Raw genomic sequence first — 15,197 nt, 5'->3', positions numbered from 1 at the left:
TTTACCGCGCCGTCGCATCCAACGCCATATTGAGGGCCAGCACGTTGACGACCGGCTCGCCCATGAAGCCAAACTGGCGCCCTTCGACCTCGGCGTCGACCAAGGCGCGCACCCCCGCTTCGTCGACGCCACGGGCGCGCGCCACCCTCGGCGCCTGGAAATAGGCCGCCTCCGGCGAGATGTGCGGGTCCAGGCCGCTGCCGGAGGTCGTCACCAGGTCTATCGGGATCGCGGCGTTGGGGTTCTCGGCCTTCAACGCGTCGGCATCCGTCCTGATCCGCTCGATCAGCTTCGCGCTGGATGGGGCAAGGTTGGAACCGCTCGAGCCGGCGGCATTGTAGTCGTCGCCGGCGGCGGAGGGGCGGCCGTGGAAATAGCGGTCGCTGGTGAAGGCCTGGCCGATGATTTCGGAGCCGACGACCTGGCCGTCCCGCTCGATCAGGCTGCCGTTGGCCTGATGCGGGAAGATCGCCTGCGCGATGCCGGTCATGCCGAGGGGATAGATGAACCCGGTGATGACCGTGAGTGCGACGATCATGGCGATCGCCGGTCTGAGTTGCTTCAGCATGGAAGTCTTCCTTTTACGCCAGGCCAAGGGCGGTGACGGCCATATCGATGGCCTTGATGCCGGCGAACGGCACGATGATGCCGCCCAGGCCGTAGATGAGCAGGTTGCGGGACAGCAGCGCGCCGGCGCCGACCGCCTTGTACTTCACGCCCCTCAGCGACAGCGGGATCAGCGCCACGATGATCAGCGCATTGAAGATGATCGCCGACAGGATGGCGCTCTGAGGCGTGGCGAGGCCCATGACGTTCAGCGCGCCGAGCTGCGGATAGAACGCCAGGAACATCGCCGGGATGATGGCGAAATACTTGGCGATGTCGTTGGCGATCGAGAAGGTGGTCAGGGCACCGCGCGTCATCAAGAGCTGCTTGCCGATGCCGACGATCTCGATGAGCTTGGTCGGGTCGGAATCGAGGTCGACCATGTTGCCGGCCTCGCGCGCCGCGACCGTGCCCGTGTTCATGGCGACGCCGACGTCGGCCTGGGCGAGCGCCGGAGCGTCGTTCGTGCCGTCGCCGCACATGGCGACCAGCTTGCCCTTCGCCTGCTCCTCGCGGATCAGCGCCAGCTTGTTCTCCGGCGTCGCCTGGGCGAGGAAATCGTCGACGCCGGCCTCCGCGGCGATGGCCGCCGCCGTCATCGGGTTGTCGCCGGTGATCATCACCGTGCGGATGCCCATCTTGCGCAATTCCGCGAAGCGCTCGCGGATGCCGCCCTTGACGATATCCTTGAGGTAGACAACGCCGAGCAGCCTGCCGTCCTTGACCACGGCGAGCGGAGTGCCGCCTGCCGTCGCGATCTCGTCGGCGATGATCTGCACCTGACGGACGATCTCGGGCGTGATGCGCTCCGCACCCTGCCGCTCGACCTCTCTCAGGACGGCGTCGACAGCGCCCTTGCGGATGGTGGAGCCGTCGAAATCGACGCCACTCATGCGGCTCTGCGCGGTGAACGGCACGAAGGTGGCGTGCAGGCTCTGCATGTCGCGGGCGCGGATGCCGTATTTCTCCTTGGCGAGCACGACGATCGACCGCCCCTCCGGCGTCTCGTCGGCCAGCGAGGCGAGCTGGGCGGCGTCGGCCAGTTCCTGCTCGCTCACGCCGCGAACCGGCCGGAACTCGCTCGCCTGGCGGTTGCCGAGGGTGATGGTCCCGGTCTTGTCGAGCAGCAGCGTGTCGACGTCGCCGGCCGCCTCCACCGCCCGGCCTGACATGGCCAGCACGTTGAAGCGCACCAGCCGGTCCATGCCGGCGATGCCGATGGCCGACAGGAGCGCGCCGATGGTGGTCGGGATCAGCGTCACGAACAGCGCGACCAGAACGATCACCGGAACATAGCCGCCGGCATATGCCGCGAAGCTCGGGATGGTGACGACTGCGAAGGTGAAGATCAGCGTCATGCCGGCGAGCAGGATGTTAAGCGCGATCTCGTTCGGCGTCTTCTGGCGTTCCGCGCCTTCGACCAGGGCGATCATGCGGTCGATGAAGGTGGACCCGGCCGCCGCCGTGATGCGCACGCGAATCCAGTCGGAGAGCACCTGCGTGCCTCCGGTGACCGCCGAGCGGTCGCCGCCGGACTCGCGGATGACCGGCGCCGATTCACCGGTGATAGCTGCCTCGTTGACCGAGGCGACGCCTTCGACCACCTCGCCGTCGGACGGGATGATGTCGCCCGCCTCGACCAGGACAAGGTCGCCGACCTTCAGGCCGGCGCCGGGCACCATCTTGTAGTCGCTGCCGCCATTGGCGAGCAGCTTGGCCTGCGTTTCGGTGCGGGTGCGGCGCAGCGAATCCGCCTGCGCCTTGCCGCGCCCCTCGGCCACCGCCTCGGCGAAGTTGGCGAACAGCACCGTGAACCAGAGCCACAGCACGATCTGGAACGAGAAGCCGAGGTTTTCGGACCCTGTCGCGAAATCCTTCAGCAGCAGGACCGTCGTCAGCGCCGCGACCACCGCGACGACGAACATGACCGGATTCCTGGCAAGGCTGCGCGGATCGAGCTTGCGGAACGCGCCGCCGATGGCAGGGGCGAGGATACGGGAGTCGAGAAGGCTCGTTGAGCGGGTCTGGGTCATTTTTGGTCTCCAGCATCCATGCTGGTCCGGGAGTGTTGCTCGGACTGGATTTGAAGGAATTCGGGAAGCCCGGTCGCCAGCAGCCAGAGGGCGATAAAGGCCGCTGCCATCAGCAGGTAGGCGGCGCCGGCAGAAAATTGTCTGGGTCGTCTCGCTCTGCCGTCGCGCCGACGCGCGGAACCGGGTTTGTTCGGAAAAACTGGCATGGCTGCACCGGATCAGAAGGCCTGTCCCTGGACGATGGCGAGATGTTCGACGATCGGCCCGAGCGCCAAAGCGGGGAAGAATTCCAGGCCGCCCATGATCAGCACCACGCCTACCAGCAGGCCGATGAAGAGCGGCCCGGTCGTCGGGAAGGTGCCCGCCGATTCCGGCGCGGCCTTCTTCACGACCAGCGAACCGGCCATCGCCATCAAGGGGACGATCATGAGGAACCGGCCGACCAGCATGGCGAGGCCGATGGTGACGTTGTACCAGGGCGTGTTGCCGGACAGGCCGCCGAAGGCGGAACCGTTGTTGGCGGTTCCGGAGACATAGGCGTAGAGCGCCTCAGAGAAGCCGTGCGGGCCGGCATTGCCCATCGAGGCGACGCCCGTCTCCAGCACCACCGCGATCGCCGTGAAGCCCAGCATCGACAGCGGCAGGATCAGGAGGGCGAGCATGGCCATCTTGACCTCCTTGGCCTCGATCTTCTTGCCGAGATATTCCGGCGTGCGGCCGACCATCAGGCCCGCCACGAAGATCGACATCACGACGAAGAGCAGCATGCCGTAGAGGCCGGCGCCGACGCCGCCGATGACGACCTCGCCGAGCATCATGTTGATGAGCGGGATCATGCCGCCGAGCGCCATGAAGCTGCCGTGCATGGCGTTGACCGCGCCGCAGGAGGCGGCGGTGGTGACGACTGCGAAGAGGGCCGAGAGCGCGACGCCGAAGCGGGTCTCCTTGCCTTCCATGTTGCCGCCCTCGATGCCGAGCGCATGGACGAGCGGATTGCCGGCGGCCTCGGCCCAGTAGCAGACGGCGACGCCGGCGACGAACAGGACGCCCATGGCTGCGAAGATCGCCCAGCCCTGGCGCTCGTTGCCGACCATGCGGCCGAAGACGTTGGTCAGCGCCGCGCCGATCGCGAAGATCGAGACCATGTGGATGAGGTTGGTCAGCGCGGTCGGGTTCTCGAATGGATGCGCCGCGTTGGCGTTGAAGAAGCCGCCGCCATTGGTGCCGAGATGCTTGATCATCATCTGCGAGGCGACCGGCCCCTGGGCGATCGTCTGCTGCGCGCCTTCGAGCGTCGTCGCCACCGTATAGGGATCGAGGTTCTGCGGAACGCCCTGCCAGACCAGCACCAGCGTGCCGACGACGCAGATCGGCAGCAGCACGTAGAGGGTGGCGCGGGTCAGGTCGACCCAGAAATTGCCCAGCGTCCGCATCGACTTCCGCGAAAAGGCGCGGATCAGCGCGACGGCGATAGCGATGCCGGCAGCGGCGGACACGAAGTTCTGCACCGCCAGGCCCGCCATCTGGGTGAAATACGACATGGTGCTTTCGCCGCCGTAGTTCTGCCAGTTCGTGTTGGTGACGAAGCTGACCGCGGTGTTGAACGCCAGCTCCGGCGGAACGGCGGTCATGCCTGCGGGATTGAAAGGCAGGACGCCCTGGAAGCGCTGCATGAGATACAGCAGGACCAGGCTTGTGATGCTGAAGAACAGCAGCGCGGCGGTGTAGGTCGTCCAGTGCTGCTCCTCGGTGTCGCTGGTGCCGGCAAGCCGGTAGAGCCCGCGCTCGACAGGCCCGAAGACGACGGAGAGGAGGGTGCGCTCGCCATTGAAGACGCGCGTCATGTAGCCGCCGAGCGGCTTCACGAGGAGAATGATGATCCCGCAAAAGACCAGGATCTGGATCCAACCGTTGATTGTCATTGGCTGCTTCTTTCTGGGCGACGAACCGTGGTCAGAACCGCTCGGGGCGAGCGAGGGCGTAGATCAGATAGGCGCAGATCAATGCCGCCACGCCTGCGCCGAGGATGTATTCGACGACCATTTCCGTTTTTCCTTACTCAGATTCTTTCGCAGACCTTGATGTAGCCAAACGTCAGCGCGAAGAACCCGAAGGCGATTGCCAGCACGAAGGCGTCCATTCAGTCAGCTCCTGGGACTGCGGATCGCGATGCGCACGGGAGGTCCGCCCCATGCGACCCGACGACAATTCCCGCCCTCGCAGCCGATGCGGTGCGATCAGGAACGGGAACTTCGCCGGCTATATGGGGGGCAACCGCATAAAGGTTCGAGACGGAACAGCGGCCGAAGAAATATGAATCTTATAAAGATTTTTCGGCGGGCCGCCCGGCAGATGGAGGAGGACGGGCAGGACGCGGCGGCCGTTCGGCCAAGTCGGGAGAGGTCGTGGCGCCAGTCGGGCCTTCCGGCCTATGCGTTCACGTTCGAAACGCAATGACGGCTGCAAGGCAGCCTCGGATGTGCCGGACGACGGGGGCGACCGGTGGTTATCCTGTTTCCGTCGCGCCCTGGGTATTTGCGTTGGGTGACCGGCGCGGTCTTTTCGCGCCGGTCTGAAAGGAGGAGTCTTTCCTCAGGCCCTGCCGACCTGAGCCTGCCCGGTCTCGCCGGCAACCGGTCCCGCGAAGCGCGGCGTCGCCCCTGCGGCTTCCTCGCAAAGCTCCAGATGCTTTGCCAGCGCCTGGTTCGACAGGACCGCGCTGATCGTCATGATGTCGCGGCCCTGATATCGGGGCATCTGCTGGACCTCCTTCAGTCGCTCCAGTAGTGCGAGTCGGGTCATGATGTCGCTCCTTTGCTAAACGGCGTGGTTGTTAACTGTCAGGCCGCCTTTTTACCTGAATTGACGGGCTTCTTCTTGGCCGCGTCCAATGGGATCTCGATGTCGACTTCGAGCGTCGAGACTTGGTCGCCGCGCTCCATCTTCACGCTGACCTTGTCGTCGTCGATCTTGACGTGCTTGGCGATGACGCGGAGGATTTCGTCGCGCAGCTTGGTGACCAGCTCGGAATCGCCGGTAGATGCCCGCTCATGGGCAAGCAGCACCTGCAGGCGCTCGCGCGCCGCGGGCGCGGACTGCGGGGAACGGGAAAAGAAACGAAGCAGGTTCATGCCGCCTTCCTTCCGAATATCTTGCCGAAGAAGCCACGCTTTTCGCCCGGAACGGTGACCGGAACGGCCTCACCCTTGAGCCTGCGGGCCGCGTCGAAATAGGCGCGCGCCGGGGCGCTGGCGCTTTCCGCCAGAGTGACCGGCGAGCCGACATTGGACGCCTTGAGCACGTCCATGCTTTCCGGGATGATGCCTAGCAGCGGGATCGAGAGTATCTCGAGCACGTCGTCGACCTTCAGCATGTCGCCGCGCTCCGCACGTACGGGGTCGTAGCGGGTGAGAAGCAGGTGCTTCTCCATGCGCTCGCCGTTCTCGGCCTTCAGCGTCTTGGAATCGAGGAGGCCGATGATGCGGTCGGAATCGCGCACCGAGGAGACTTCCGGATTGGTCACGACGATGGCGACGTCGGCATGGCGCATGGCGAGCGTGGCGCCGCGCTCGATGCCGGCCGGGCTGTCGCATATCACCCAGTCGAAGGCGCTTCTCAGGGCGGTGACCACCTTCTCGACGCCCTCCGGCGTGAGGTTGTCCTTGTCGCGGGTCTGCGAGGCCGGCAGCAAATAGAGCGTCTCCAGCCTTTTGTCGCGGATCAGCGCCTGCGCCAGCTTGGCTTCGCCCTGGATGACGTTGACGAGGTCATAGACCACGCGCCGCTCGGCGCCCATCACCAAGTCGAGGTTGCGCAGTCCGACGTCGAAATCCACGACGACGACCTTCTCGCCGTTCTGTGCAAGCGCGGCGCCCAGTGCGGCAGAGGTCGTCGTCTTGCCGACGCCGCCTTTGCCAGATGTGATAACAACTACCTTTCCCATTGACCTCTCCTTGTTCTCGTCGCCCGCTTTCGGCTCAGCCGAGTGTTTCCGTCCTGACGGTTCCGCCTTCCAGCCAGATCTGGACCGCCCGTCCGCGGAGATCCGGCTCCATGTCCTCGGCCGTCTTGTAGAAACCGTCGATGGCGATCAGCTCCGCCTCGAGCTTGCTGCAGAAAATCCTGGCCGACGCGTCCCCGGTGGTGCCGGCCAGCGCCCGTCCCCTGAGCGTGCCGTAGATGTGGATCGAGCCGCCGGCGACGATCTCCGCGCCCGATGCGACCGAACCGACGACCGTGACATCCCCCTCGGGGAAGAAAAGCGACTGGCCCGAGCGCACCGGCTCGGTCACGATCATGGAAGGTGTCGCCTTGACCGCCGGCGCCACGGAGACCGGTATCGCGACGGTTTCCTCGTCGGCATCCGGCTCGGTCGTTTCCTCGGCCGGAGGCTCGAAATCCGAGGCCGGACGGCCATCGGTCATCGCCGGCGGCAGGTCGGTTCCGAGCAGTGACGGGCGCGCGCCTTCGATGCCCATGATCCGCACATTTCGCGTGCCGAGCTGGCTGACGAGGTCGCGCAGCTCGGCGCGGTTTATGTCGAGGCCGTCGACATCGAGCACCACCGGGCGCCTCAGGAAGAATCCGGCGGAACGGGATGCAAGATCGTCGAGCCGTGCCAGCCAGTCTTCGAAGGGCAGCTCCGGGCTCAGTGCCAGGGCAAGGAAGGATCGCCCCTTGAGGCGGATGGGCCGGGGTTGCGTTAACACGTTGGTCACTTTGGTAAATTTTCCGTTGACTCGATCTACGGAGAAAATGGTTAACAGAAAGTAAATGCCCGGCCCGTCAGCGCCTGCGCAGCCGGGGTCAGGTCCGCCTTTCGGGCTTCTCGACACGGGTTTGCACCGGTTAAGCGCGTCGCGGATTTTTTTGCGATGTAGTTTGGGCGGATGGTCAGGCAGAATGGGCCGCCAACACCCGGCAGGAGTGCTTTGCTAGGCTGTTTTCCAGGCAAGACAAGCGATACCGACCGCACAGCGGCGGCCGCCAGCTCATCACCGCATTTTCCTGGTTCCGCGAGCCACTGTCCCGCTTCGCCCGAGCGCCGGCCTGATTCGATTCGCTCCGTACCTGTTCGAAGCCGATCGGGGCGTCGCTAGGCGGCGGATCTGCCGTCGCGATCGATACCGTCGATCGATCCAGAGGGCTTGAAGACGTGCAGCCTGAGCCGGCTCTGGACAGCGCTCGATCGCCTGCACGCCGGGCGATGAACGATCAGGCGAGCCGGCGCGACAGATTTTCCGCGGCGTTCATGACCCGCTCGATCAGGTAGTCGCGGTTCGGCCGTGTCAGCCGCTGCTCGGGCGCAACCACCGACAGCGCCGCGATGCAGTGTCCCGAGACATCGATGACCGGCGCCGCGACACAGCCGGCATGCTCGTTGGTCTCGTTGAGCTCGGTGGCGTAGCCTTGCTTGCGAAACTTCCTGATCTGGGTGATGAGCTTCTTCACGTCCGTGGCGGCGCGGCCGGTCGGCGAAGGCTGAACGGTCGAGCTGAGCAGCTTGGCCAGCGCCTTGTCATCCATGTCCGACACCAGCAGCCGGCCCGCCGCCGCCCAGTTGACCGGAACACGGGAGCCGACCTTGCTGATAATGCGCAGGGGCCGCACCCCTTCTTCCTTCAGCAGCACCATCATCAGGTCGTTGTCGAGAACCGACAGCTGGACGGTCTCGCCGGTCTCGTCCCGCAACTGCTCGGCGATCCGGGAGCCGTCCCTCAACAGATCGACATGGCCGCGGTAGGCCATGCCGAGCTCGAAGAGCTTGCGCCCGAGAAACAGCCCGCTGCCGCGGCCGGAAGGCGCCAGATAATCACTCTCGGACAGCGTGCGGACAAGCTCGTAGGCAGTCGACTTCGGGATCGAAAGCTCGGTGACGATCTGCGCCACGGTGATCGGCTCGCCGCGCTGCAGCATCAGCTCCAGGATGTCGAGAGCTCGGCGGACGCTGCGCGAGCCGATGTTTTCATCCTCGGCAACCGTCTCGGGTTGGGTCTTGGCTTTCGATTTCAAAGGAGTGCGCATATTCTTGCTTTCCAGGATCACAGACCACATCCAGCATTCGGAAACGTTACGGTTGCCGCCCGGAAACCGGACGCCAGCGAGTTCTCGAACTACCGGTCGGTCTGGCGCATCAGATGCGGGCAATCCTGCTCATATTCACCCTCAGTAAACGGCGCGTCCGCCGGAAAGATCGAAGGTGAAGCCGGTGGTGAAGCTGCACGCCGGCGACACGATCCAGGCGATCATCTCCGCCGCCTCGTCGAGTTCGCCGCAACGCTTCATCGGGATCTTGTCAGTCATGTACTTCACCTGCGCTTCGGGCAGCGCCGCCACCATCGGCGTGCGGATGACGGCGGGCGCCAGCGCGTTGACGGTTATGCCGGTCTCCGCATAGTCCTTGCCCATCGACTTAACGAGACCGATCACGCCGGCCTTGGTCGCCGAATAGGCTGTCATGCCGGCGTTGCCCTCCTTGCCGGCGATGGAAGCGATGTGAAGTATCCGCCCATAGTTCTTTTCGAGCATATGGGGCAGCACAGCCTGAGAGACGAGCAGCGGCCCGAGGAGATTGATGCGGTAGACGAAGTCGAAATCGTCCGGATCGACCTGATGCGCCTTGAGATTCGCCTTGCCGGTGACGCCGGCGCAATTGACCACAGCGTGAAGCTGCCCGCTTTCGCTGACGACCTTTTCCCAGACGATGGATTGAGCGGCCGCGTCAACGATATCGATGGCATGAGCCTTGGCACTTCCGCCCGCCGCCGTGATTTCGTCGGCCGTACCCGCTGCACCGCTGATGTCGCGATCGAGGCAGACGACCGTGACCCCTCGCCCACCCAGCAGCATAGCCGCAGATCGTCCGATCCCGCTTGCCGCGCCAACAACGGCAACTGTGTAAGGCGAAGGAAATCCAGGCATGCGATACTCATCGGTTGCAATGTCGATCCGGCGCAAGCTAATCGAGTCCGATTCTCCAGACAATAGTCCAGATTACCGGAATTTTCCCCAAACCGGCGAGCCCGTTGGCATCGCCGTGCAATCAATATACATTTCGTATACGAATCGTATATTGGAGCCGAAATGGGCATCGTGAACATAGATGACGATCTGCACGACCAGCTGCGCAGGGCGAGCAAGGTATCGTGTCGCTCGATCAACGCGCAGGCCGTCTACTGGATCAAGATCGGCATGCTGTGCGAGACCAATCCGTCGTTGAGCTTCACCGAGATCATCGAGCGCGAACTGAGCTCCGCGGGCGTTTCGACCCAATCACTTGGCGTGACCGAGGCATGACGAAGCAGCCTCGGGAACTGGCCCTGCTGGCCGAGTCCGGCCGGCTGCTGGCATCCGTGTTCGGACTGCTCGACCGAACCGCGCTAGCCGGCATGTCGACGCTCCAGGTCAACGAGATGGTCGAGCGCTTCATCGTCCACGATCTCCGGGCAAGGCCCGCGAGCAAGGGCCAGTACGGCTACGGTTTCGTGTTGAATTCTTCGGTGAACGATGTGGTCTGCCATGGCGTCCCATCGCAATCGGAGGTGCTTCGGAGCGGCGATATCGTCAATTTCGACATCACGCTCGAAAAGAACGGCTATATCGCGGATTCCAGCAAAACCTACCTCGTGGGCGAGGTGAGCCCAGCCGCCAGGAAACTGGTCCAGACCACGCAAGAAGCCATGTGGAAGGGCATCCGGGCGGTTCGCCCGGGTGCGCGGCTCGGCGACATCGGCTTTGCGATCGAGCGACATGCCAAGCGAAACGGCTATTCGGTGGTGCATGAATATTGCGGCCACGGCATCGGCCGGAAGATGCATGAGGAACCGCAGGTGCTGCACTTCGGAAAGCCGGGAACGGGGATCGTGCTCCGTGAAGGCATGGTTTTCACGATCGAGCCGATGCTCAATTCCGGTCGGCGAAGCGTGAGAACCGAGGCCGACGGCTGGACCGTCGTGACGAAGGACGGATCGCTTTCGGCACAGTTCGAGCACACCGTCGCCGTCACGGCTTCCGGCGTGTCGATCCTGACGCTGCGCCCTGGCGAGTTGGGCTGAGAGGCGGTGGCTGACGGCCGCTGGCGCGCCTCCAGCATGCATGCACCAGTCCGGTTGAGCGCTTCTCGCAAGTGACAATCCTCGGATTTTTCAAGCACTGCATCAGTAGAAGGTTTGCCCAACATACCAAGGCATGAGCCGTCCAGGATTTCGCCAATGCCGACACGATCTTTGTATGGAATTTCTCGCCTAGTTCAGTTCGGCTGTCCGTCTGCGCGTCAGAGACGGCGATTCACCGTAGATCCTGCGATAATATGTGGAGAACCGGCCGAGATCGGTGAAGCCCGCGCTCAATGCCGCCTGCGTCACGCTCATCGGCGCGGAATAGGGATTGGATAACGAACGGTGTACTGCAGCGAGCCGCCGCAAGCGGATATACTCCATGGGGCCGACACCGAGCGTTTCATGAAACGCCCGGTGGAGAGTGCGCCGCGGCACGTGAAGCGCCAGGCAAAGTTCTGATATGTGGATCGGCCGATCCGGCTTCGTCCGGTCCACATAGTCCTCGACCGCGCGCACGATCCTTGAAGCGATGTGCGAAGTACGTTCCGAGTCCAGGCTGGCCTGCCCATCCAAAATGCCAGCGACGAAAGCTTCGAGAAGCGAGCGCCGGAAATAGTCCACAGCGTCGGGAGAAGCCGGTATGTCGCCATCGCGCAGCTGCGCGACTTTGCTGACGATCTCGCGCTGGGTGAAGTCGCGACCGGACGGCGAGGGGCGGCATCGATGGATTCTCGTCCAGAATTCCGGGTCCTGCAGCGCCCTTTCGCCGGTGGAATACGCTGCGAGTTCCTCTTCGCCGAGCGTGACAGTGACATAGCGCGAACGGCCCGTGAAACGCCCCTCCTGCTCCACTCCTTTGGGAAATACCACGATGTCACCGGGCACAACATCGTAGTCCCATTGCATCACTTCCCCGCTGCTCTCGATCAACATGCCGATGGTGACGAGATCGGGATTCATGACACCGCGGGCGCGGATAACCCTCGATCTCGATCCGCATCCGTGAACTCGAAGCGGAAGCGGGCGGAGCGCTGTTTGCAAGAAGCAGTCGCGGTGTCCGCATGACCGACAAGGGGAGAGCCATGTTCGACCATGTCGAGCGGGTGATTTCGCTGCTTGGCGACCTGGACGGGCACGTGCGTGATGTCGGTCCGCTTCGAGGCCTCATGCGCTTTGGCGTACCCGACAGCTTCGCCCTTTGTTGTCTGCCGCGCTTCATGGCGGCTCTGGAAAGCCTGCATCCTGAGCTCAATCTCGCCATGACGGTGGACAACAGCCGGGTGCTCGCCCAGCGGCTGGAGGAGGGCTTGCTGGACCTCGCCATCCTCGCCCAGCCAGAATTGACCAGGGCGTTCCGGTTCGAGACCCTGGGCCAGCAGTCGATCCTGTGGGTAGCGAGCCCCGCCATCGGGCTACCAGCCCGAGCACTTTCGCCGGATGACATCAAGCAGTTGCCAATCCTGACCAATCCATCGCCTTCCCCTACCTTCTCCATCCTGATGGACTGGTTCGCGAGTCATGGCCTGATCCCGGCCAAGGTCAGCACCTGCAATTCCATCGCCGCTATAACAAACGTGGCCGTTTCAGGCGGAAGCGTCTGTGTCTTGCCCACCTGCGTGGTCCAGGACTACCTCGTCTCCGGCGAGCTGGTCGAGTTGGCAATCCATCCGCCTCTGCCGCTCCAGGAGATCATGATCGCCTATCCTCGGGGTAGCGGCGCGCGAGCGATTCCGCGCATGGTCGAAATCATCGGCGCGGCTATGCATGATACCGGCTTTGTAACTTCAGAAATGAATCAGCCGCTGCCTAGCGCTTAGGTGTCGTCTCCGGCCGGCACCATTCGAGTGACCCGCCAATCGGTGACGCAACGCCGCGGCCGCCAACGGTAAAGCTGCGACGATACCAGCGGACCTCCTTGATCGATGGGGACTTACGGCTAACCGGATTCTTCGAGATGCCGACGTTCCGTCCAGTGGTAGCGGCAGCGTAGTTGTGCTCCACACGTAAAAGGCGGCGCATATGCAATTGTGCTAACCTGGCGCACCGTTTCACTGCCTCTTCAGCGAGATAAACCTCGACCGCTGTGGAAGAGCCTGTTAACAAATAGCTGGCTGTGGGAGCTTTAGTCCTATGTGGGACGAGACAGCTTATTCATAGCTGTTAGGTGGCAGCTAACGGCGGTAGGGTGCCATGCCGTCCTTCATAAGCTCACGTGCATCACACGTCGCGCCGGACTTTTGTCCGGTAAACCTATCCCGTTCATATGTTCTCGCTTGGGCTAAGGTAACAAGCGCTGAGGCACCTCAGCCTTGGCAGTGCGAACAAGATCATCGCGCAACGATTTGGCCTCGCGGAGGCGACGTCAAGAACCATGCTACCCAGCAGACTCCGTTCGATCACGCTCCTCGTTCGCGTCCAGACGGCAGCCTAGGTCACTAGCCTCGCGGAACCATACGCCGACATTCAGCGGCGGTAATCGTGGCAGAATAAGCGGGTAAGCACATGTGTGGATTATTCGGCTGGTTCGGCAAGAAACCTTGTGGCGGCGACGAAAGGATCGGGGTCCTATCAAGGCTGCTTCAGCATCGCGGGCCGGATGATGCGGGCTACGAAAGCGGGGCGGATTGGGGGCTGGGCTTCCGTCGCCTCAGCATCCTCGACCTGAGCCCGCTTGGCCATCAGCCAATGGTGTCGCCTGAGGGTCGTTACTGGCTCATCTTCAACGGCGAAATTTATAACTATATCGAGCTGCGGCAAACGCTGGAGCGCGAGGGCGAACGGTTCCAAAGCGGCTCAGACACTGAAGTGCTGGTTCGTCTTCTGGCGCAGGAGGGTGCGCAGGCACTGCACCGCCTCAATGGCATGTTTGGATTCGCCTTCGTGGATACCCACGCGCGGACCTTCATCATTGCAAGAGACCGTTTGGGCGTGAAGCCGCTGTACTATCATCTGGGGCAAGGAAGTTTGCGCTTCGCCTCGGAGCTGAAGGCGCTGCTCGCATGGTCTGACGCTCCGCGTGAAGTGGATCCTGCCGCAGTCGCCGAGTATCTGGCGCTGAACTATCTCTCTACCGAGCGATGCATCTTCAAAGGCTATCAAAAGCTGCCGCCCGCACACTATCTGACTGGGAGACTGGACGAGCCGCACCGCGCCCGATTGGGCCAATACTGGCAGGTGGCGGCGGACGAGGCTGGCACGGATGCGCTGTCGTCTGCCCAACTGGACGACCTGCTGGCCCTCCTGACCGACGCCACCCGGATTCGTCTTCGAAGTGACGTTCCCGTCGGCATTTTCCTATCCGGCGGCATTGATAGCGGGCTGGTGGCTGCCCTGGCGGGTGGGGCCGCGGAGGGAAGGCGCCCACTTGCACTCACCGTAGGCTTTTCAGAGCGTGATTACGACGAGAGCGACTTTGCCCGCGCCACGGCCGAGCGTGCCGGGTTGGAGCACCGCCTCATCATGCAACAGCCCGCCAGCCTCTCCAATATAGACCGCCTCGCCTGGTTCTACGACGAGCCGTTCGGCGACGCATCTGCGCTGCCTACCTTTGCCCTCTGCGAGGCGGCTGCAGAGCATGCGACAGTCTTTCTGGCAGGGGATGGCGGCGACGAGGCGTTTGGCGGCTACCGTCGTTACGTGGAGGCGCAACGGTACCGTTGGCTTGCAACGTTACCCGCCCCGATTGGTTGGGCGATGCGCGGGCTGTCGCAAATGTTGCCGGCTCTTTCATCGCGCCGTTATCGTCTGCTGAAAAGTGGTCTGCGGGACGGGGGCTACGCCGCCGCCTTTGATGGCGTCCCCGCCGATCCGGCACTGCAACTCGCCATCGGCCCCATTGTGCGCGACCATTTCGCGGCGGCAGGCGCGCCGCTCTGGGACCGGTGGCGCGCCACGCGCGGGCAAACGATTCAGGCGCGTCAACAAGCGCTGGATTACGCGCTATATCTGCCGGATGACATCCTTGTGAAGATGGACCGAGCCTCGATGGCGCACTCTATCGAGGTGCGTTCGCCATTCCTGGATTACCGCGTCGTCGAATGGGCCGCGAAGTTGCCCCGTTCGGCACTCCTCAACTCCCGCGAGGGCAAGCTCCCCCTGCGAAAGCTGGCGGAGCGGCTGTTGCCGACGCAGGTGCAGCGCGGCAGCAAGCGCGGCTTTGGCGTTCCGCTTCACGCCTGGTTCCGGCAGCGAAGCGGGCAGATATTCCTGCGCGAACGGCTGCTTTCCCAGGAGGCGAAGGCGCGCGGTTTCTGGGATGTGATGTGCATGGAACGCATCATCGCGGCCCACGCCTCGGCGGATGGGCGGGACTTCGGGCCGCTGTTGTGGCGGTTCCTCTTTCTGGATGCGTGGTCGCGCACCTATGCGGACAGTGACGCCTTTTTACAAGGGCCGCCCTCGGCAACGCAGCCCGCTCCAGGCTGAATGAGCAAGACGCTGTCGCAACGTGTCCAGTACCAACCAGCATCGATATGACGTGAAGGACCGTCATCACGAGTTG

Annotated in this window: 15 protein-coding genes; 4 read left to right on the top strand and 11 right to left on the bottom strand. The window is 63.5% G+C overall.

Annotated elements, in window-relative coordinates; translation table 11 throughout:
* Window position 1 precedes the first annotated feature (1 nt).
* The 10 genes from kdpC to D8676_RS02825 all read right to left on the bottom strand — a co-directional run bounded on the left by kdpC (window position 2) and on the right by D8676_RS02825 (window position 9,560).
* Window positions 2-568, bottom strand: a complete 567-nt coding sequence (gene kdpC / locus D8676_RS02870; RefSeq protein ID WP_121579305.1) for a potassium-transporting ATPase subunit KdpC — start codon at window positions 566-568, stop codon at window positions 2-4.
* A 13-nt stretch (window positions 569-581) separates the two neighbouring features.
* A complete protein-coding gene (gene kdpB / locus D8676_RS02865; protein ID WP_121579304.1) occupies window positions 582-2,639 on the bottom strand; it encodes a potassium-transporting ATPase subunit KdpB in 2,058 nt (685 codons plus the stop codon).
* A gap of 218 nt (window positions 2,640-2,857) precedes the next feature.
* Window positions 2,858-4,561 (bottom strand): potassium-transporting ATPase subunit KdpA, encoded by a 1,704-nt coding sequence (kdpA, locus tag D8676_RS02860; protein ID WP_121579303.1) that lies wholly within the window; start codon window positions 4,559-4,561, stop codon window positions 2,858-2,860.
* A gap of 31 nt (window positions 4,562-4,592) precedes the next feature.
* Complete coding sequence (locus D8676_RS02855) at window positions 4,593-4,682, bottom strand: potassium-transporting ATPase subunit F (RefSeq protein WP_121579302.1); 90 nt, start codon at window positions 4,680-4,682, stop codon at window positions 4,593-4,595.
* A 549-nt stretch (window positions 4,683-5,231) separates the two neighbouring features.
* The gene (locus D8676_RS02850) at window positions 5,232-5,441 is read right to left on the bottom strand and encodes a hypothetical protein (protein ID WP_121579301.1); all 210 of its coding nucleotides are present in this window, start codon (window positions 5,439-5,441) and stop codon (window positions 5,232-5,234) included.
* A 38-nt stretch (window positions 5,442-5,479) separates the two neighbouring features.
* Window positions 5,480-5,770: a cell division topological specificity factor MinE gene (gene minE / locus D8676_RS02845; protein WP_121579300.1), complete on the bottom strand. Its 291-nt coding sequence runs from the start codon at window positions 5,768-5,770 to the stop codon at window positions 5,480-5,482.
* Complete coding sequence (gene minD, locus D8676_RS02840; RefSeq protein ID WP_121579299.1) at window positions 5,767-6,582, bottom strand: septum site-determining protein MinD; 816 nt, start codon at window positions 6,580-6,582, stop codon at window positions 5,767-5,769. Before minD ends, minE begins: the two co-directional genes overlap by 4 nt.
* 34 nt (window positions 6,583-6,616) lie before the next feature.
* Entirely contained in the window at window positions 6,617-7,357 is a 741-nt protein-coding gene (minC, locus tag D8676_RS02835; protein WP_121579298.1) for a septum site-determining protein MinC, read from the bottom strand.
* Window positions 7,358-7,853: 496 nt separating this feature from the next.
* Window positions 7,854-8,663: an IclR family transcriptional regulator gene (locus D8676_RS02830; RefSeq protein ID WP_183096948.1), complete on the bottom strand. Its 810-nt coding sequence runs from the start codon at window positions 8,661-8,663 to the stop codon at window positions 7,854-7,856.
* 141 nt (window positions 8,664-8,804) lie between these two features.
* On the bottom strand, window positions 8,805-9,560 hold the full coding sequence (locus D8676_RS02825; RefSeq protein WP_121579726.1) for an SDR family NAD(P)-dependent oxidoreductase: 756 nt from the start codon (window positions 9,558-9,560) through the stop codon (window positions 8,805-8,807).
* A gap of 162 nt (window positions 9,561-9,722) precedes the next feature.
* Here D8676_RS02825 and D8676_RS02820 point away from each other — a divergent pair, with 162 nt between their 5' ends.
* On the top strand, window positions 9,723-9,935 hold the full coding sequence (locus tag D8676_RS02820) for a ParD-like family protein (RefSeq protein WP_121579296.1): 213 nt from the start codon (window positions 9,723-9,725) through the stop codon (window positions 9,933-9,935).
* Window positions 9,932-10,693: a type I methionyl aminopeptidase gene (gene map, locus D8676_RS02815; RefSeq protein ID WP_121579295.1), complete on the top strand. Its 762-nt coding sequence runs from the start codon at window positions 9,932-9,934 to the stop codon at window positions 10,691-10,693. The genes D8676_RS02820 and map overlap by 4 nt, the downstream gene beginning before the upstream one ends.
* A 189-nt stretch (window positions 10,694-10,882) precedes the next feature.
* On the opposite strand, the gene D8676_RS02810 is transcribed toward map, so the two are convergent.
* Window positions 10,883-11,656, bottom strand: coding sequence for a helix-turn-helix domain-containing protein (locus D8676_RS02810; protein ID WP_121579294.1), 774 nt, complete (start codon window positions 11,654-11,656; stop codon window positions 10,883-10,885).
* Window positions 11,657-11,778: 122 nt separating this feature from the next.
* On the opposite strand from D8676_RS02810, the gene D8676_RS02805 reads away from it, so the two are divergent.
* The gene (locus D8676_RS02805; protein WP_183096947.1) at window positions 11,779-12,513 is read left to right on the top strand and encodes a substrate-binding domain-containing protein; all 735 of its coding nucleotides are present in this window, start codon (window positions 11,779-11,781) and stop codon (window positions 12,511-12,513) included.
* Window positions 12,514-13,198: 685 nt separating this feature from the next.
* Window positions 13,199-15,121: an asparagine synthase (glutamine-hydrolyzing) gene (gene asnB / locus D8676_RS02800; RefSeq protein ID WP_121579292.1), complete on the top strand. Its 1,923-nt coding sequence runs from the start codon at window positions 13,199-13,201 to the stop codon at window positions 15,119-15,121.
* The last annotated feature ends 76 nt before the right edge of the window (window positions 15,122-15,197 follow it).

This window comes from Mesorhizobium sp. YM1C-6-2, assembly GCF_003666685.1.
In the GTDB taxonomy this organism is placed as follows: domain Bacteria; phylum Pseudomonadota; class Alphaproteobacteria; order Rhizobiales; family Rhizobiaceae; genus Mesorhizobium_K.
The sequence above is the reverse complement of the archived record's forward strand: the minus strand, read 5'-3'. Positions and strand labels throughout refer to the sequence as shown.

What these genes read in the sequence shown, in the direction of transcription:
- asnB (WP_121579292.1), top strand. Translation starts at nt 13,199, where the DNA reads ATGTGTGGATTATTCGGCTGGTTCGGCAAGAAACCTTGTGGCGGCGAC.
- minD (WP_121579299.1), bottom strand. Translation starts at nt 6,582, where the DNA reads ATGGGAAAGGTAGTTGTTATCACATCTGGCAAAGGCGGCGTCGGCAAG.
- kdpA (WP_121579303.1), bottom strand. Translation starts at nt 4,561, where the DNA reads ATGACAATCAACGGTTGGATCCAGATCCTGGTCTTTTGCGGGATCATC.
- kdpB (WP_121579304.1), bottom strand. Translation starts at nt 2,639, where the DNA reads ATGACCCAGACCCGCTCAACGAGCCTTCTCGACTCCCGTATCCTCGCC.
- D8676_RS02850 (WP_121579301.1), bottom strand. Translation starts at nt 5,441, where the DNA reads ATGACCCGACTCGCACTACTGGAGCGACTGAAGGAGGTCCAGCAGATG.
- D8676_RS02825 (WP_121579726.1), bottom strand. Translation starts at nt 9,560, where the DNA reads ATGCCTGGATTTCCTTCGCCTTACACAGTTGCCGTTGTTGGCGCGGCA.
- kdpC (WP_121579305.1), bottom strand. Translation starts at nt 568, where the DNA reads ATGCTGAAGCAACTCAGACCGGCGATCGCCATGATCGTCGCACTCACG.
- D8676_RS02820 (WP_121579296.1), top strand. Translation starts at nt 9,723, where the DNA reads ATGGGCATCGTGAACATAGATGACGATCTGCACGACCAGCTGCGCAGG.
- D8676_RS02830 (WP_183096948.1), bottom strand. Translation starts at nt 8,663, where the DNA reads ATGCGCACTCCTTTGAAATCGAAAGCCAAGACCCAACCCGAGACGGTT.
- D8676_RS02855 (WP_121579302.1), bottom strand. Translation starts at nt 4,682, where the DNA reads ATGGTCGTCGAATACATCCTCGGCGCAGGCGTGGCGGCATTGATCTGC.
- D8676_RS02810 (WP_121579294.1), bottom strand. Translation starts at nt 11,656, where the DNA reads ATGAATCCCGATCTCGTCACCATCGGCATGTTGATCGAGAGCAGCGGG.
- D8676_RS02805 (WP_183096947.1), top strand. Translation starts at nt 11,779, where the DNA reads ATGTTCGACCATGTCGAGCGGGTGATTTCGCTGCTTGGCGACCTGGAC.
- minE (WP_121579300.1), bottom strand. Translation starts at nt 5,770, where the DNA reads ATGAACCTGCTTCGTTTCTTTTCCCGTTCCCCGCAGTCCGCGCCCGCG.
- map (WP_121579295.1), top strand. Translation starts at nt 9,932, where the DNA reads ATGACGAAGCAGCCTCGGGAACTGGCCCTGCTGGCCGAGTCCGGCCGG.